Genomic DNA, 14,904 nt, shown 5'->3' with positions numbered 1-14,904 from the left:
CCCAGCGCCAGGTACGGGGTGGCCGGGTTGGAACCGGTCTCGGCGAGCTCGGTGGTCGAACCGGTGGTCGCCTTGGCCGTGGCGGCGGTCGTCGACTTGGTCTGGCTGCTCGCCGTGGTCGCCTTGGCCGTCGGCTTGGCGGAGCTGGTCGACGCGGTGGTGTCCGAGATCGGGGTGACGGCGGCCGGCTGCTCCGCCGGGGCCGGGGCGGGCTGCTCGACCGGCTTGTCGCTCGGCTTGTCCGCGGGCTTGTCGACCGGCTTCTCGGCGGCGGCCTTGGCGTCGGCGAGGGCCTTGTCCGCGGTGGCCTGGGCGGCGGCCGCGGTCTTGGTGGCCTCCTGCAGCCCGTGGAGCTTGCGCATCGCCGCGACCTTGGCGTCGTCCAGCGCCGTGCCGGCGGCGGTCACGGCGGCCTTGGCCTTGGTGTCCGCGTCGGTGGCGGCGTTGGCGGCGTCGAACGCCGCCAGCATCCGCACCCTGGCCGCTTCCAGTTCCTCCGGCTTCGCGGAGCGGTACGCGGCCGAGGCCTCCACGGCTTCGTTGTAGGTCTTCTCGTGGGCCGCGGCGGCCGTCTTGGCGGCGGCCTGGGCCTCCTGGAGCTTGCCGAGGTAGGGCTGCGGGTTGTTCATGAAGGCCGTGGTCTCGGCCTGCCCGGCGGCCTCGGCGGCGACGGCGGCCTGGTGGGCCTTGGCCGCGCCGGCGGCGGCCTTCTCCAGCTCCGCGATCGAGCCGGTGTCGTTCCGGGTCTGCGCCGTCGAAGCCGACTCCGCGAAGGCGGGTGCCGCGGAGAGCATGGCTGCGGGCGAGATCACGGCAGCGACGAGGGCGGCCGAGACCAGCGTACGGCGGAGTTTCACAATGACCCCTTTCGGGTCGGAAAGAAAGCAAAAGCCGTGTGCCGGGCCGCTCTTGACGTCCCGACAGCGTTGATCATAGGCACACGGATTCTTTACGCTCCATGCCGCATTCCGGCAATGAAAAACGCTCGCCATTGCCTGGTCAGCAAGGGAATTGACGTGTCGACAATGCCGTCAGGAAGTCCGGTCACCGTTGGTGGGCAGTTCGACCCGGAACGTGGCGCCGGCGCCGGGGGCGGTGTCCAGGGTGAGGGTGCCGCCGTGCGCGTGGGTGAGCGCGGTGGCGATGGCGAGGCCGAGTCCGGCGCCGCCGCCGCCGTGCCGGCTGCGGGAGGCGTCGACCCGGTAGAAGCGGTCGAAGACCCGCTGGGCCTGGCCGTCGGTGAGCCCCGGCCCGGCGTCGGCGACCTCCAGCAGGCAGACGCCGCCCGCGCCGCCGACCCCGATCCGCACCGGGGTGCCGGGCGGGGTGTGCTTGACCGCGTTGCCGACCAGGTTGGTGACCACCTGCCGCAGCCGGGCCTCGTCGCCGAGGACGGGGGCCGCGCCGGGGGCTCCGGTGCCGGACGGGCCGGTGAGGGAGACGGGCCGGGTCGGGTCGAGGGCGGTGAGGTCGTGCAGCGCGTCCGCGGCGAGGGTGCGCAGGTCCATCGGGGCGAGGTCGAGCGGGCGTTCCTCGTCGAGCCGGGCGAGCACCAGCAGGTCCTCGACCAGGGCGCCCATCCGGACGGCCTCGCTCTCGATCCGGGTCATGGTCCGTTTGACGTCCCCGTCGGTGGGCAGTGCGCCCATCCGGTAGAGCTCGGTGAAGCCGCGGATCCCGGCGAGCGGGGTGCGCAGTTCGTGCGAGGCGTCGGCGACGAACCGCCGCATCCGGGCCTCGGATTCGGCGCGGGCGGCGAAGGCGGCCTCGATCTGGGTGAGCATGCCGTTGAGCGCGATGGAGAGCCGCCCGACCTCGGTGCCGGGGGAGAGTTCCGGCATCCGGTGGGAGAGTTCGCCGTCGGCGATCCGGGCGGCGCCGGCCTCGATCCGGCGCAGTGGCCGCAGCCCGGCCCGGACGGCGAAGAACCCGAGCGCGGCAATCAGCACCAGGACGGCGCCGCCGATCGCGAGGAAGGAGCTGCGCAGCTTGCCGACGGTGGCGTCGATGTCCGAGCGGGAGACGGCCACCATGACGTAGGTCGCGGTGACGGCGGGCGAGGCGTAGTCGCTGGGGCTGGCGGCGGCCGGGGCCCGGGGGGCCTGGATCGGCAGCACGAGCACCCGCCAGTTGTAGTGGCCGCGCTGGTCGGGCAGGTCGAAGGGGACGTCGGGCTCGGTGCGGGTCGGGTCGAGGCCGGCCAGTTGGGGCGCCGGGTCGCTGTCGGAGACGGGCTGGCGCATGACGGCCTGCACCTTGCCGTCCGAGGAGAGGTACTGGACCAGGTACTGGCTGGGCAGGGTGCTGCGCTTGCCGGTGACGGCGGGGCGCCCGGCCTCCGGGGTGCCGACCCGGACCGGGCCCTTGTGGGACAGCGGCAGCCCGTACCGCTGGAGCTGCTCGTCGAGTTGGTCGACCAGCTGCACCCGGACGGTGCCGAGGACGACGGCGTCGCTGACCACCAGCCCGGTGGTGACCAGCACCAGCGCGAGCACCAGCAGCCGGGCGCGCAGGGACAGCCGGGACAGCCTTGACAACTTTGACAGCCCCGACAGCTTTGGCAGCCGGGAGAACGGCCGCCGGGGCAGGGGCAGCCGGGAGAACGGCCGCCGGAACACCGACAGCCGGGCGGAGAGCCGGGCGGACACGAAGCGGACCGGTCAGCCCTGCGGGGGGCGGCGCAGCGCGTAGCCGATGCCGCGCACGGTGTGGATCAGCTTGGGGCCGTGGGCCGGGCCGGAGTCGAGCTTGCGGCGCAGGTAGGAGATGTACGACTCGACGATGGAGAGGTCGCCGCCGAAGTCGTAGGCCCAGACGTGGTCGAGGATCTGCGCCTTGGAGACCACCCGGCCGACGTTGGCCATCAGGTAGTGCAGCAGCTTGAACTCGGTCGGGGAGAGCGCGACGGGGGTGCCGGCCCGGGTGACCTCGTGGGCGACCGGGTCGAGGCTGAGGTCGGCGACGATGAGCCGGCCGTCCTCGGCGGGCCCGCCGGAGCGGCGCAGGATGGCGCGGATCCGGGCGATCAGCTCCTCCAGGCTGAACGGCTTGGTGACGTAGTCGTCGGCGCCCGCGGCGAGGCCCTGGACCTTGTCGCCGACGCCGTCCTTGGCGGTGAGGAAGAGCACCGGGAGGTGGTCGCCGGGGTGGCCGTGCACGGGCCCGGCGATCTGGCCGCGGTTGGTCCGCTCGCGCAGCTTCTCGACGACGGTGAAGCCGTCGAGGTCCGGGAGCATCACGTCGAGGACGACGAGGTCGGGGCGTTCGACGGCTATCAGGTCGAGGGCCTCGGTGCCGCTGGCGGCGGAGGCGACCCGGAAACCGGAGAAGCGCAGCGAGGCGGCGAGCAGCTCGCGGATGTTGGGTTCGTCGTCGACGACGAGGAGGAAGGCCTCGCCAGGGCCGCCGGCCACCGCGGACCCGCCTGGTGTGGTGACTGTGCCTTGCACGGGGCTTTCGCCTCCTGGTCGGACGATGGCATTCGGCATGAGGCTAGCCCCCGGAGGCTATGCGGCATCGATGAATGTTGGATTAACACCTTATCGGTCGGTTTTTTAAGCACAAGGCCCCCAGCACAGGCTGGGTGGTATGCGCACGGACGGTAACGCCCCGCAAGCGCCGACGGCCGAGAACCCGACGGCCGAGAGCCCGACGCCTGCGGCCGGGGAGACAACTCCCCGGCCGCGGAAGGGGATCCGGTCAGGCGTGCTGACCGGGCCGGTAGCCGCCGGCGGGCATCCGGGTGATCACGTTGCCGCGGTTGAAGGCGTTGATGATCGCGATGAGGGCCACCAGGGCCGCGAGCTGCTCCTCGTCGTAGTACTTCGCGGCGTTCGCCCAGGCCTCGTCCGTGACCCCGCCCGCTGCATCGGCCAGGCGGGTGCCCTGCTCCGCCAGCTCCAGGGCGGCACGCTCGGCGTCCGTGAACACCGTCGCCTCCCGCCAGGCCGCGACCAGGTTGAGGCGGGTCGCCTCCTCCCCGCCGTGCACGGCGTCCTTGAAGTGCATGTCGACGCAGTAGCCGCAGCCGTTGATCTGGCTGGCGCGCAGCTTCACCATCTCCTGCGTCGCGAACGGCAGAGCCGAGTCCACGATCGCCTTGTTGGCCGCGATGAGGTGCTTGAGGACCTTGGACATGGTCTGGCTGGCGAAGGGGTTCAGTCGGGCTTCCATCGTGTGCTCCCTTGTCGTCGTCCGCTGGTGCCCTCTGAGACAGGGCACCCCGGCGAGTCGTGACAGGCGTGGATGTGACCTGCATCACCATCTTCGCCGCGCCGTTGGGTAGCCTGCGGATACCCTGCTCGGCCAACCGGGGGAGGAGCTCCATGGCGGAATCGGCAGTTGCGACGGATGCGGCCGGCTACCGACCGCTGCTGTTCTCCGTCGCCTACGGGATGACGGGCTCCGTCGGCGACGCCGAGGACATCGTCCAGGACGCCCTCCTCGGCCTGACCCGGGCCGACCGGGCCGGGACCACGATCACCAACCTCAAGGCGTACCTGACCACGTCGGTGACCAGACTGGGCATCAACCACCTGACGTCGGCGAGGGTCCGCCGGGAGACGTACGTGGGCGAGTGGCTGCCCGAACCCGTCGTGGTGACCGCCGACCGCGCGGGGCCCGCCGAACACGCCGAGCTGGCCGACGCGTTGTCGATGGCGTTCCTCGTCCTGCTGGAAGCCCTCTCCCCCACCGAGCGGGCGGTGTTCATGCTCCGCGAGGCCTTCGGATACGGCTACCCCGAGATCGCGGACGCCGTCGGCAAGTCCGAGGCCAACTGCCGCCAGATCCTCACCCGCGCCCGCAAGCGCCTCACCCCCTCGGCCCAGGCCGTCGACACCCGGGCGCGCAAGGCGGAGGCCGACGAACTCGCCCGCAGATTCTTCGAAGCCACCGAAGGCGGCGACCTGGACGCCCTGCTCCAACTCCTCTCCCCCGACGTCGCCTTCCACGGCGACGGCGGCGGCAAGGCCCGCGCCCTCGGCAAGACCCTCACCGGCCTACGCCGCGTCGCCCAACTCCTCATAGGCGGCCTCCGCCGCAACCGCAAACTCGGCGTCACACTGACACCCGCCACCGTCAACGGCCGTCCCGGCGCCGCCTTTTATGACACCGAGGGCCGCATCGCCGGCATGCTGGAACTCGACATCGCCGACGGCACCATCCAGGCCGTCCACTCGGTCTCCAACCCCGACAAGCTCACCCACCTCGGCCCGGTCTCCGACATCGCCCTGGTGAAGCCGAAGTGACCCTCCTCAGAGCTTCCACTGGATCGAAGATCCGTCCGGCCCCGTGTAGCCCACGGACTGCCCCTCAGGCCCCGCCTCCACGGTGAACCACTCCCGACGGGGCCGGTTGCGGTCGAGCCAGGTTCGGTGCGCGGCCTCGATGGCCTGCCACAGGTCCCGGGGGCCGCTGACGGCGACGGTCGACGAGCCGTCGGGGTGGTCCTGCACCTGGGCCACGCCACCAACTCCGGTATTTGTCAGATGAATCCGAGGCATGACTCGTACGCTGGGGCCGCCGCCTGACCCGTGACGGGCGAGCACCAACATATATAGGGCAGTGAGGCGTGCTAGAAGACGATTTCCTGTTCCCCCAAGAACTCGTCCTTGATGCTTTCGATCAGGCTGCGCATCTCGTCACCGGACAAGGCCGCGCCCACGAACCCGTCGAACTTTCGGACATAGACCTCAACGTCGCGAGGGTCAGTGACGACCAACTCGGCACGAGGGGGAGGCGGCTTCGGGGGGGGGGGGGTGGGGGGGCGCCCGGCGGGGGGGCGGGGGGGGGGGGGCGGGCGGCAATGTTCGGCGGCCCCCCATAACCCCGCCGCTGAGGGGACTCGGACAGTGCCGTGGCGCGCCGTCAGCGGCTGGGTGTGGGAGGGGGTGGGGCGCGTCGGGGCGCTGCCGGTGGGGCCGGGCGGGGGCAGGTCGCGCAGGTCGGCGTCGAGGCTCCCGGGCGTAGGCAACCTTTTGGGCCGCTCGCGGCATCTAAGTGGTGTCGGGGCTGCGAGAGGGGGAGGGCGCGGTAGGCGGGCAGGCGTGGTCCGTGGTCGTGCCACCGAGGGGGAGCTGAATTGGTTGCGGGTGGCCTGAGTTTCTTATTGCATTGATTTGGTGCGTATGCGACTTGATGTATTGAAGTCGAATTCCGGCATCTGTTGCACAGCCGTGACAGCCGAGTGCGAAAAATCGTTCGACCCGTGAGCTTCGAGGGCTAGCATTCCTGGATGGAATCGAATCTCCCTCCGATATGGAATTCCTCCGACAGCGCGGCTCTCCCCCCGCCCCGCAAGGCGCCGCTTCGGCTGGCCCGCTTCGGTGCGATCTTCCTGGCGGCGAGCGTGGTGTCCGGTGTGCTGCTGGCGGGCCTCGCCCTGCCCGCCGCCGGCGGTTTCGGGCTGACTGCCAAGGGCACGGCGGAGGGCTTCGAAGACATCCCGAGTGACTTCAAGACTCCGCCGCTCACCCAGGCGACGCAGATCTTCGATGCCAAGGGCGGCCTGATCGCCAAGGTGTACGAGCGTGACCGCACCGTCCTCGCCCCTGAGCAGATGTCGCCGTTCATGCGGCAGGCCCAGGTGGACATCGAGGACGCCCGCTTCTACGAGCACGGCGCCGTCGACCTCAAGGGCGTGCTCCGGGCGATCGGCAAGAACGCCGAGAGCGGCACCGCCTCGCAGGGTGCCTCGACGCTGACCCAGCAGTACGTGAAGAACGTCAACGTCGAGAAGGCGGGCGAGGATCAGGCCGCGGTGCTGGAGGCGCAGCGCAAGACCCTGGGTCGCAAGATCCAGGAGCTCAAGGTCGCGATCAAGCTGGAGGAGGACCTGTCGAAGGACCAGATCCTCACCAACTACCTCAACATCACGTACTACGGGAACGGCGCCTACGGCGTGGAGGCCGCCTCCCAGCGCTACTTCAGCAAGAGCAACAAGGACCTGACCATCGCCGAGGCCGCCATGCTGGCCGGGCTGGTGCAGAACCCGTCCCAGTACGACCCGAAGCTGCACCCGGTGGCCGCGCAGAAGCGCCGGGACACGGTCATCGACAAGATGCTGGAGAACAAGCACATCACCGCGGACCAGGCCAAGGAGGCCAAGGCCGCCCCGCTGGGTCTCAACTTCAAGGATCCGCAGAACGGTTGCATCACCGCCACCGCCCAGGGCGGCATGGGCTTCTTCTGCGACTACGTCCGGCACGTGGTCAAGCAGGACCCGGCGTTCGGCCAGAGCGCCGCCGACCGCAAGAAGTTCTGGGACACCGGCGGCCTCAACATCTACACCACGCTGGACCCGGACAAGCAGGCCGCCGCCCAGAACGCGGTGACCGCCAACGTGAAGGTCACGGACAGCGTCTCGGCCGCCGCCACCATGGTCGAACCCGGCACCGGCAAGATCCTCGCCATGGCCCAGACTCGCCCGTACGGCCTGGACGCCAACAAGAACCAGACCGTCGTCAACCTCAACGTCGACGCGGCGATGGGCGGCGGCAACGGCTTCCAGCCCGGCTCCACGTTCAAGCCGGTCGTCGCGGCCGCGGCCCTGGAGGCGGGCCTGCCGGCGACCCAGGAGTACTCGGCCCCGAACTCGATGGAATACCCCACGATGAAGACGTGCGAGGGCACCTGGAAGAACCAGGGACGGCCCAAGGCGGTGGTGCCCAACGAGTCCGCCAGCGAGAAGGGCCCCTACCAGCTGAAGCAGGCGATGGCCCTCTCGGTCAACACCTACTTCGTGCAGATGGAGCAGGAGATCGGCCTCTGCGCGGTCAAGCAGATGGCCAACAAGCTGGGCGTCACCAGCAAGGCCAGCGGCAAGCCGCTGGAGGAGGTCCCCGCGATGGCCCTGGGAGTGGAGGAGATGAGCCCGCTGACCATGGCCAACATCTACGCGACCTTCGCCGCCCAGGGCAAGCACTGCGCCCCGATCGCCATCAACAAGATCACCACCGTGGACGGCAAGGACGTCCCCGTCCCGGCCGGCCAGTGCGAGAAGGCGTTCTCCGATGACACGGCGCGGGCGATGAACACCGTCCTGAACGGCGTGACCGAGAACAAGGGCACCGGCGCGGCGCTCAACCTCGACGACAACCGCCAGATCGCCGGCAAGACCGGCACCTCGGACCGCAAGCGGGCCGCCTGGTTCAACGGCTACACCCCGCAGCTCGCCACGGCCGTCTGGCTCGGCGGTCCCAACGGCGGTGTCGAGATGCGCAACCTCACCATCAACGGGAAGTACCGCACCGAGGTGTTCGGCGCGGACGGCCCCGGCCCGATCTGGCGCGACGCCATGAACCAGGCCCTGCGCGGCACGCCCAAGCAGTCCCTGCCGATGGCCGACATCCCCGACCCGGCCCCCAAGACCGACCCGAACAACACCGGCACCGGCACGGGCGCCCCGGCCACCAACCAGCCCGACCAGCAGCACTGACAGCAGTTACACCGGCGGCCCCTTGCGAGCAGCAAGGGGCCGCCGGATCGGTTCGCTCAGACGTCGGCGGTGAGGTGGTCGAACTCGCCCGCCTTCGCCCCCTGGAGGAACGAAGCGAACTTGAGGGCGGTGGTGCGGACGATGACCTCGCCCTCGTCGGACTCCCGGAGTTCAATCGCCCCGGCAACCGCACGGACCTCAACGCAGTCGGCGTTCGAACCTGAGTAACTTGACTTCTGCCAAGTAGAGTTATGCATATTTACTTTCCATGTCCTTCTTGATGGATCGAATAAACTCTCGGGACTCCTCTTCCGAGAGGGCAGACGAACCGATCCTGGCGAGCAGTGACCGAAATCGGGCTGTATGGGCCGGCGCGTCGAAGAGTAGATTGCCGACACCCGAGTCCGCCTGAACTGTGTCGAGCTCCTGAACCGGACCCTCGACGTACGTGAAGTTCTCGTTGGGGAGCGGGATCATATCGACGTCGAACAGGACGACTCGAATCGAGATGTTGGGCTGCTCGGAGGCTTCGAGCAGGGCGCCGAGTTGCTCGGCCTGGGCCCTTGCTCCGCTGAACTGCATGCGTAGCGCCGCTTCATGGATGTAAGCGGCGAATGGGGTCGCTTCGGATCGGATGATGTGCTGACGCCGCAAGCGAAAGGCTGCTCTCAGATCGACCTCGTGCGCCGGAAGAGGCGGATAGGAGCGAGCAAAGACGGCCGAGGCGTAAGCGTTGGTCTGAAGCAGCCCATGGATGAAGGCCATGGTGTAGACCGAGAGCCCTCGTGCGTGACCTTCGATCTCGGCGACCTCAAGGAAGTCCTGCGAGAGGCGTCCGCGGTACTCCTCCCACCAGCCTCCCTTGTCACGGCCCGAGATGATGTCCGCCAGCGCATCGATCAACGGCTCGTTGACGCACATGCACAGCGCGGCGATCGTACGCAGGCGTTCGACACTGATGCCGGTCTTCCCGCTCTCCATCTGCGTCACATGGGCAGGATTGATACCCAGCGCGCGGGCGAGCTGACTGCCGCCGAGGCCGGCCTGCTCCCGCATCCTGCGCAGCTCGGCACCCAGCCGCCGTTGGCGGAGAGTTGGGTTCGATCGAAGGGCCATGGGGTCCTCTCTGCAGCTCGTGGGACCAGTCTGCCTCAGGGGCGCAGCCACGTTAGAGGGAACTTCTCGCAGGCCGCCACAAATCTGTGGCGGCCTGCGCTATCGTCACCACCAAGCGATCAGACTGATCGTCAACAATGCCTGCTCGAAGGCATTCCCCACACCAGCAGCCTCGCGGAGGTTCCCGTGTGCACCCTCAACACCCCCTCGCTCGCGCTCGCCCGGCAGTCCCTGCGGGACGCCCTGACCCGCTCCGGGTGGGACGCCGAGACCATCTTCTTCGCTGAACTCGCCCTGGCCGAACTGGTCGTCAACGCGTGGCGGCACGGTAAGACCGCCTCCCCCGTCGTCCTCCTCTCCCTCCTCGACGGCACCCTCCGGGTCTCCGTCTCGGACGAGAGCGACGTCTTCCCCGAACGACGCCAGCTCCCCGCCCTGGCCACGACCGGCCGGGGGCTCCAGCTCATCGAGGGGCTCACGCACCGCTGGGGCGTGGACTCCCAGGAGCGCGGCAAAACGGTCTGGTACGAGCTGGACTTCGCCGCGTGAGCGCCGCCCGCGAACCCGTCGCACCGGACGACCCCCGGATGCGCGACTACACCCAGCCCCAGATCGTCGCCCTGCTCGGCGAGGTGCACCAGCGCGGACGCTCCTACGGTCTCCTCTGGGGCTCCGCCTTCCCCCACGAGACCACCCTCGACGGCCGCATCCTCGTCGACTTCGGCAACGCGCCCGTGAGCACTCTGCTCAACCTCCTCCACCTCCTCCGCGACGTGGAACGGGACGAGGCGTGGGGGTGATGGACTTCTTCGTCGGAGCCGTTCCCCTCAGAATTCCGCGCCCCGACGACCGCGACGACCGCAACAACCGGCGCTGAACACACGCGAAGGCCCTCACCCCAGGGATTGGGCGAGGGCCTCGCGGCGTCCGGGAGCTACGGGGTCAGCCCCCGGACGGGTTCTTGGGAGCACCTCCACCGCCGAAACCGCCCGCGCCGCCCGCGCCGCCCGCCGCGCCCTCGACGAGCTGGCTGGCCGCGTAGCCGCCGTTGGCATCGGGGGTGCCGACGACGGTCACGCTCTGGCCGGGCTGGAGGTCGGTGACCTTGCCCTCCTTGTTGAGCTGGACCTTCGTCGCGTCGCCGGTGGTGACCTTGACGGTGTTGCCGTTGGCGTCGGTCAGGTAGACGGTGGTGCCGTCGACGGCCTTGACCGTGCCCCGGGTGAACCCGCCCTGGCCGCCCTGCCCAGCGCCCTGGCCGGAACCCTGGGCACCACCCTGCCCACCCCGGCGGGACCCGCTCTGCCCGTACCCGCCTCCGCCACCACCACCCGCCCCGGCCGCCCGCTGCTGCCCGGCGGCGGAAGCCGTCGCGTGCGAGGCGCCGCCGTTCGTCCCGTGGTTCTGCTGGTACCAGACCCCGCCCGCGAAGGCCCCGCTGGCGATGACGCCCCCCGCCAGCACCAGGCTGAGCCAGGGCAGCTTGCGGCGCGGCGGGGCGGCGAGCTCGGCGGTGACGTCGCGGGCGTCCGGCGGGGTGGCGAGCAGGGCGACCTGCTCGGCCGGCGTGCTGCTGCTGACCGTGGCGATCTCGTTGCTCATGGGAGTCCTACTCGTGCCGGAGGGCGTCGATCGGCCGCAGCGAGGCGGCCCGGTTGGCGGGGTAGCTGCCGAAGAACAGCCCGATGGCGACGGCGATGCCGAACGCGCCGATCACGGATTCGGGGATCACCACCGGTTTGATGCCGACGATGCTGAAGTGCGAGCCGGCGATCCCGGCGGCCACCCCGAGCCCGGCGCCGAGCACCGAGAGCAGGGTCGATTCGGTGAGGAACTGCCCGAGGATCACCGCGCGCGGGGCGCCGAGCGCCTTGCGGATGCCGATCTCCCTGGTCCGCTCGGTGACCGTCACCAGCATGATGTTGGTGATCCCGATCCCGCCGACGAGCAGCGAGATCGCCGCCACCGCGCCGAGCAGCACGGTGAAGGTCTTGGTGGTGCTCTCCCTCGCCGTGAGCAGCGAGGACTGGCTGGTGATCCGGAAGTCGGCCTTGGTCGGGTCGGCGATGGCGTGGGTGCCGAGCAGCACCCGGGTGATCTCGGCCTGGGCCGCGGTCGTGCTGTCGGCCGAACCGGCCTGCACCAGGATCTGGTTGACCGACCCGAAGCCGGTGAAGGCGTTCTGCACGGTCGGCAGCGGGGCGATCACCACGTCGTCCGGGTCGGTGAAGCCGCTGCCGCCCTTGGCCTGGAGCACGCCGACCACGGTGAACGGGGTGCCGCCGAGGACGATCTTCTTGCCGACCGGGTCCACGGTGTCGAACAGCTGCTTGGCCGTCGTGGCGCCGAGCACCGCGACCTTGCGCGAGCCGAGCACGTCGTCGTCGGTGAAGTACTCGCCGTGCGCGACCTTCTGGTTGGCGGTCTCGAAGTACGCCGGGTAGGTGCCGACGATCGAGCCGGGGCTGTACGAGATGTCCCCGTACAGCGCCGTCCCGCTGGTGGTGACCACGGGGGCGACCGACTTGATCGCGGTCGAGTCGGTGTCGGCGGCCAGTGCCTTGGCGTCGGCGACCGTCAGCTTCTTCACCGAGGAGGTGGCACGGGCGCCGCCGCTGGCCGAACCGGAGCTGACCGTCAGCGAGTTGGTGCCGAGCGAGGTGATCGACTCCTTCACCGCGACCGACGAGCCGTTGCCGACGGCCAGCAGCAGGATCACCGAGGCGACGCCGATCAGCACCCCGAGCATGGTGAGCGCCGAGCGCACCTTGTTGGCGGCCAGGCCGCCGACCGCGAAGCGGAGCATCTGCCAGAGGATCACGCCGGCACCCCCAGCTCGCGCAGCAGCGGCGGCGGCCCGTCCACCGGGGCCTGCCGGACGTCGCTGACGATCCGGCCGTCGACCAGCCGGAGCACCCGCTTGGCGTGCCGCGCGACTTCGTCCTCGTGGGTGATCAGGACGACGGTGCGGCCGGTGGCGTTGAGCGCGTCGACGAGGTCGAGGACCTCCTCGGTGGAGCGGCTGTCCAGGTTGCCGGTGGGCTCGTCGGCGAGCAGCATCGCGGGTGCGGTGACCAGTGCCCGGGCGACTGCGACGCGCTGCTGCTGGCCGCCGGAGAGCTGGTTGGGCCGGTGCCCGGCGCGCTCGGCTAGGCCGACCAGGGAGAGCGCGGCCAGGGCCCGGCGGCGCCGTTCCGAGGCCCGGACGCCCGCGTAGGCGAGCGGCAGCTCGACCTGGGCGAGCGCGGTGGTGCGCGGGATCAGGTTGAAGGACTGGAAGACGAAGCCGATCTTGCGGTTGCGGACCAGCGCGAGCTGCCCCTCGTCGAGGTGGCCGACGTCGATGCCGTCCAGCAGGTAGCGGCCGGCGGTCGGGACGTCCAGGCAGCCGAGGATGTTCATCATGGTGGACTTGCCGGAGCCGGAGCTGCCCATCACCGCGACGTAGTCGCCCTGGTGGATGTTCAGGCTGACGCCGAGCGGGCCGCCGGTGTCCGGGTCCTCCGGGCCGTGCAGCGCGTGCACGACGGCGTCGCCGTGCCCGTACGCCTTGGTGATCCGGCGCAGCTGGATGACGGGCGGGGGCGCCGCCGGGACGCGCTTGTCGATGACGTGACGCATGCTCAGCCCTTACCGCCCCGGCCGGCCCCGCCGCCTGCGGCACCGCCGCCACCGCCGCCGACGCCCGCCAGGCCTGCGCCGCCGCCCTGACCGCCACGGCCCTGGCCGCCGCCGACCCCCGGGAAGGAGGCGTTCGGGAAGCCGTTGCCGCCGCTGGTGGTGGGGAGTTCGACCTTGTCGCCCTCCTTCAGCCCGGAGACCACCTGCACCGTGCTGTCGCCCTCGACGCCGACCCCGACGCTGACCCGCTCGCTGGAGCCGTCCGGGTGCACCACGGTCGCGGTGCGGCTGGTGCCGGTGCCGGAGAGCGCGGAGGTGGGCAGTGACAGCGCGCTGTCCGCCTCGCCGGTGATCACCTGGACGGTGGCGCTGAGGCCGGTGCGCAGCGCGCTGGTGTCGCCGCTGAGCTGGAGCGTGGCGGCGTACTGGACGGCCGTCGAGCCGGCGCTGCCGCCGCCACTGCTGGGCAGCGAACTGACGGACAGGACACTGGCGTTGAGCTTGGTGTCGGACTGCGCGTTCAGGGTGACGGTGGCCGCCTCGCCCTTCTTGAGCTTGAGCGAGTCCAGTTCGGAGAAGTTGGCGGTGACCTGCATCCCGGTCGGGTTGGTCAGCACGATGAAGCCGCTCGGCGCGCCGCCCGAAGCGGTGCCGCCGGTGGACGACTTGCCGGTCGACCCGGCCGACCCGGCGGAACCGGAGGAGCCGGACGAGCCACCGGAGCTCGCGCCCACAGTGTCGCCGACCTTCGCCGAGACGGACGCGACCGTCCCGTCCACCGAGGCGGTCAAGGTGGTGCCGGTCAGCGCCGCCTGGGCGTTGGCGAGGGTGGTCTGCGCGGTGGCGACCTGCTGCTGGGCCTGGGCGACGGCCGCGTCGTCGACCTTGGTGGTGGTGATGGTGGTGGTCTGCGGAGCGGGCGTGCTGTTCGCGCCCGCTCCGCGTTCCCCACCACCGCCGCCGTTGCCGCCGGCGCCGGAGGTCGCACCCGGCAACGGCTGGGTGGTCGTGGTGGTGACACCGGCCTGCGCCTTGGTGAGGTTGGCGTTGGCCGTGGTGAGGGACGCCTGGGCGGCGTCCACCTGCTGCTGGGCGGCCGTGGTGTCGACGGTGGCGAGCACCTGGCCCTTCTTGACGGCGTCCCCCACCACGACCTTGACCGAGGTGAGCCGGCCGCCGGTCGCGAAGTCCTGGGCCGCGTCGGTCGGTGAGACCAGGGTGCCGGTTCCGGACACGGTGGCCAGGACCGTTCCCTTGGCCACGGTCGCCGTGCGGATCTGGGTCTTGCCGGCGGCGGCACTGGTGCCGCTGTTCACTGTGGCGTACACCAGGGCGGCACCGCCCAGGAGCGCCACGCCGAGCGCGGAGTTGACGAGGACGACGCCTCGCCGTCGCGGGAGCACCTTCATGCCGGACAGCTTTCCTGGGCGCTCTTGCGGAGCCCTGGGCGCGGGCTGGGAGAAGACTGACCGGGCGGATCCGGGCATTCCGGTCACACCGCCCGGTTCGCGCGGGCGCCTTGGCCGTGCCGTGGGCCGTCGTTGGCCGAACTCCCAGCGGGCTCCCAGTGAGTTCCGATGATCTCCAGCCATCCGGCAGCGCGGCGTCGCGGCCGGCCCGTAGCGCCGGAAACGCCGCAGGGGGGCCCCCCCGCACCGGGGGCCCCCCCCCCGGGGACCACCCAAGGTGCGGGGGTAAATAACGGAACCCCCACAAACCCCGTCGGAGCG

The 14,904-nt window shown here is 70.6% G+C and carries 15 protein-coding genes and 1 pseudogene; 4 read left to right on the top strand and 12 right to left on the bottom strand.

Translation table 11 applies throughout. From position 1 onward, the window contains the following. From ACFV61_RS05650 to ACFV61_RS05635, 4 genes and pseudogenes are all read right to left on the bottom strand, one after another. Positions 1-857: pseudogene (locus ACFV61_RS05650) on the bottom strand (hypothetical protein); the annotation flags it as partial. 174 nt (positions 858-1,031) lie between these two features. Beyond that, entirely contained in the window at positions 1,032-2,537 is a 1,506-nt protein-coding gene (locus ACFV61_RS05645) for a sensor histidine kinase (RefSeq protein WP_380490282.1), read from the bottom strand. 123 nt (positions 2,538-2,660) lie between these two features. Further along, on the bottom strand, positions 2,661-3,449 hold the full coding sequence (locus tag ACFV61_RS05640; RefSeq protein ID WP_244293403.1) for a response regulator transcription factor: 789 nt from the start codon (positions 3,447-3,449) through the stop codon (positions 2,661-2,663). A gap of 250 nt (positions 3,450-3,699) precedes the next feature. After that, positions 3,700-4,173: a carboxymuconolactone decarboxylase family protein gene (locus ACFV61_RS05635; protein ID WP_063348403.1), complete on the bottom strand. Its 474-nt coding sequence runs from the start codon at positions 4,171-4,173 to the stop codon at positions 3,700-3,702. Between the two features lie 152 nt (positions 4,174-4,325). Between ACFV61_RS05635 and ACFV61_RS05630 the strand changes: the two genes are divergently transcribed. Beyond that, entirely contained in the window at positions 4,326-5,249 is a 924-nt protein-coding gene (locus tag ACFV61_RS05630) for an RNA polymerase sigma-70 factor (RefSeq protein WP_380490280.1), read from the top strand. A gap of 6 nt (positions 5,250-5,255) precedes the next feature. Here ACFV61_RS05630 and ACFV61_RS05625 read toward each other — a convergent pair whose 3' ends face one another. Both ACFV61_RS05625 and ACFV61_RS05620 read right to left on the bottom strand, forming a co-directional pair. Then, positions 5,256-5,465, bottom strand: coding sequence for a hypothetical protein (locus ACFV61_RS05625; RefSeq protein WP_380490278.1), 210 nt, complete (start codon positions 5,463-5,465; stop codon positions 5,256-5,258). 110 nt (positions 5,466-5,575) lie between these two features. Beyond that, entirely contained in the window at positions 5,576-5,722 is a 147-nt protein-coding gene (locus ACFV61_RS05620) for a hypothetical protein (protein ID WP_347878537.1), read from the bottom strand. 513 nt (positions 5,723-6,235) lie between these two features. On the opposite strand from ACFV61_RS05620, the gene ACFV61_RS05615 reads away from it, so the two are divergent. Continuing rightward, the gene (locus tag ACFV61_RS05615; RefSeq protein ID WP_380490276.1) at positions 6,236-8,437 is read left to right on the top strand and encodes a transglycosylase domain-containing protein; all 2,202 of its coding nucleotides are present in this window, start codon (positions 6,236-6,238) and stop codon (positions 8,435-8,437) included. A gap of 56 nt (positions 8,438-8,493) precedes the next feature. On the opposite strand, the gene ACFV61_RS05610 is transcribed toward ACFV61_RS05615, so the two are convergent. Together ACFV61_RS05610 and ACFV61_RS05605 are read right to left on the bottom strand one after the other, a co-directional pair. Next, on the bottom strand, positions 8,494-8,694 hold the full coding sequence (locus tag ACFV61_RS05610) for a DUF397 domain-containing protein (RefSeq protein ID WP_380490274.1): 201 nt from the start codon (positions 8,692-8,694) through the stop codon (positions 8,494-8,496). Next, positions 8,687-9,553, bottom strand: a complete 867-nt coding sequence (locus tag ACFV61_RS05605; RefSeq protein WP_380490272.1) for a helix-turn-helix domain-containing protein — start codon at positions 9,551-9,553, stop codon at positions 8,687-8,689. Before ACFV61_RS05605 ends, ACFV61_RS05610 begins: the two co-directional genes overlap by 8 nt. Before the next feature lie 186 nt (positions 9,554-9,739). Here ACFV61_RS05605 and ACFV61_RS05600 point away from each other — a divergent pair, with 186 nt between their 5' ends. Further along, entirely contained in the window at positions 9,740-10,102 is a 363-nt protein-coding gene (locus ACFV61_RS05600; protein WP_371517817.1) for an ATP-binding protein, read from the top strand. After that, a complete protein-coding gene (locus ACFV61_RS05595; RefSeq protein WP_063348409.1) occupies positions 10,099-10,353 on the top strand; it encodes a hypothetical protein in 255 nt (84 codons plus the stop codon). Before ACFV61_RS05600 ends, ACFV61_RS05595 begins: the two co-directional genes overlap by 4 nt. Positions 10,354-10,495: 142 nt before the next feature. Here ACFV61_RS05595 and ACFV61_RS05590 read toward each other — a convergent pair whose 3' ends face one another. The 4 genes from ACFV61_RS05590 to ACFV61_RS05575 are packed head-to-tail and all read right to left on the bottom strand — an operon-like array spanning position 10,496 to position 14,583. Next, complete coding sequence (locus ACFV61_RS05590) at positions 10,496-11,155, bottom strand: hypothetical protein (RefSeq protein ID WP_380490270.1); 660 nt, start codon at positions 11,153-11,155, stop codon at positions 10,496-10,498. Between the two features lie 7 nt (positions 11,156-11,162). After that, positions 11,163-12,374, bottom strand: a complete 1,212-nt coding sequence (locus ACFV61_RS05585; RefSeq protein WP_380371381.1) for an ABC transporter permease — start codon at positions 12,372-12,374, stop codon at positions 11,163-11,165. Continuing rightward, positions 12,371-13,174: an ABC transporter ATP-binding protein gene (locus ACFV61_RS05580; protein WP_363368137.1), complete on the bottom strand. Its 804-nt coding sequence runs from the start codon at positions 13,172-13,174 to the stop codon at positions 12,371-12,373. The genes ACFV61_RS05585 and ACFV61_RS05580 overlap by 4 nt, the downstream gene beginning before the upstream one ends. A gap of 2 nt (positions 13,175-13,176) precedes the next feature. Next, the gene (locus ACFV61_RS05575) at positions 13,177-14,583 is read right to left on the bottom strand and encodes an efflux RND transporter periplasmic adaptor subunit (RefSeq protein WP_380490268.1); all 1,407 of its coding nucleotides are present in this window, start codon (positions 14,581-14,583) and stop codon (positions 13,177-13,179) included. Positions 14,584-14,904 lie beyond the last annotated feature (321 nt).

The sequence above is a fragment of the Kitasatospora sp. NPDC059817 genome (assembly GCF_042731835.1).
In the GTDB taxonomy this organism is placed as follows: domain Bacteria; phylum Actinomycetota; class Actinomycetes; order Streptomycetales; family Streptomycetaceae; genus Kitasatospora.
This window is presented reverse-complemented; position numbering and strand designations above follow the sequence as displayed.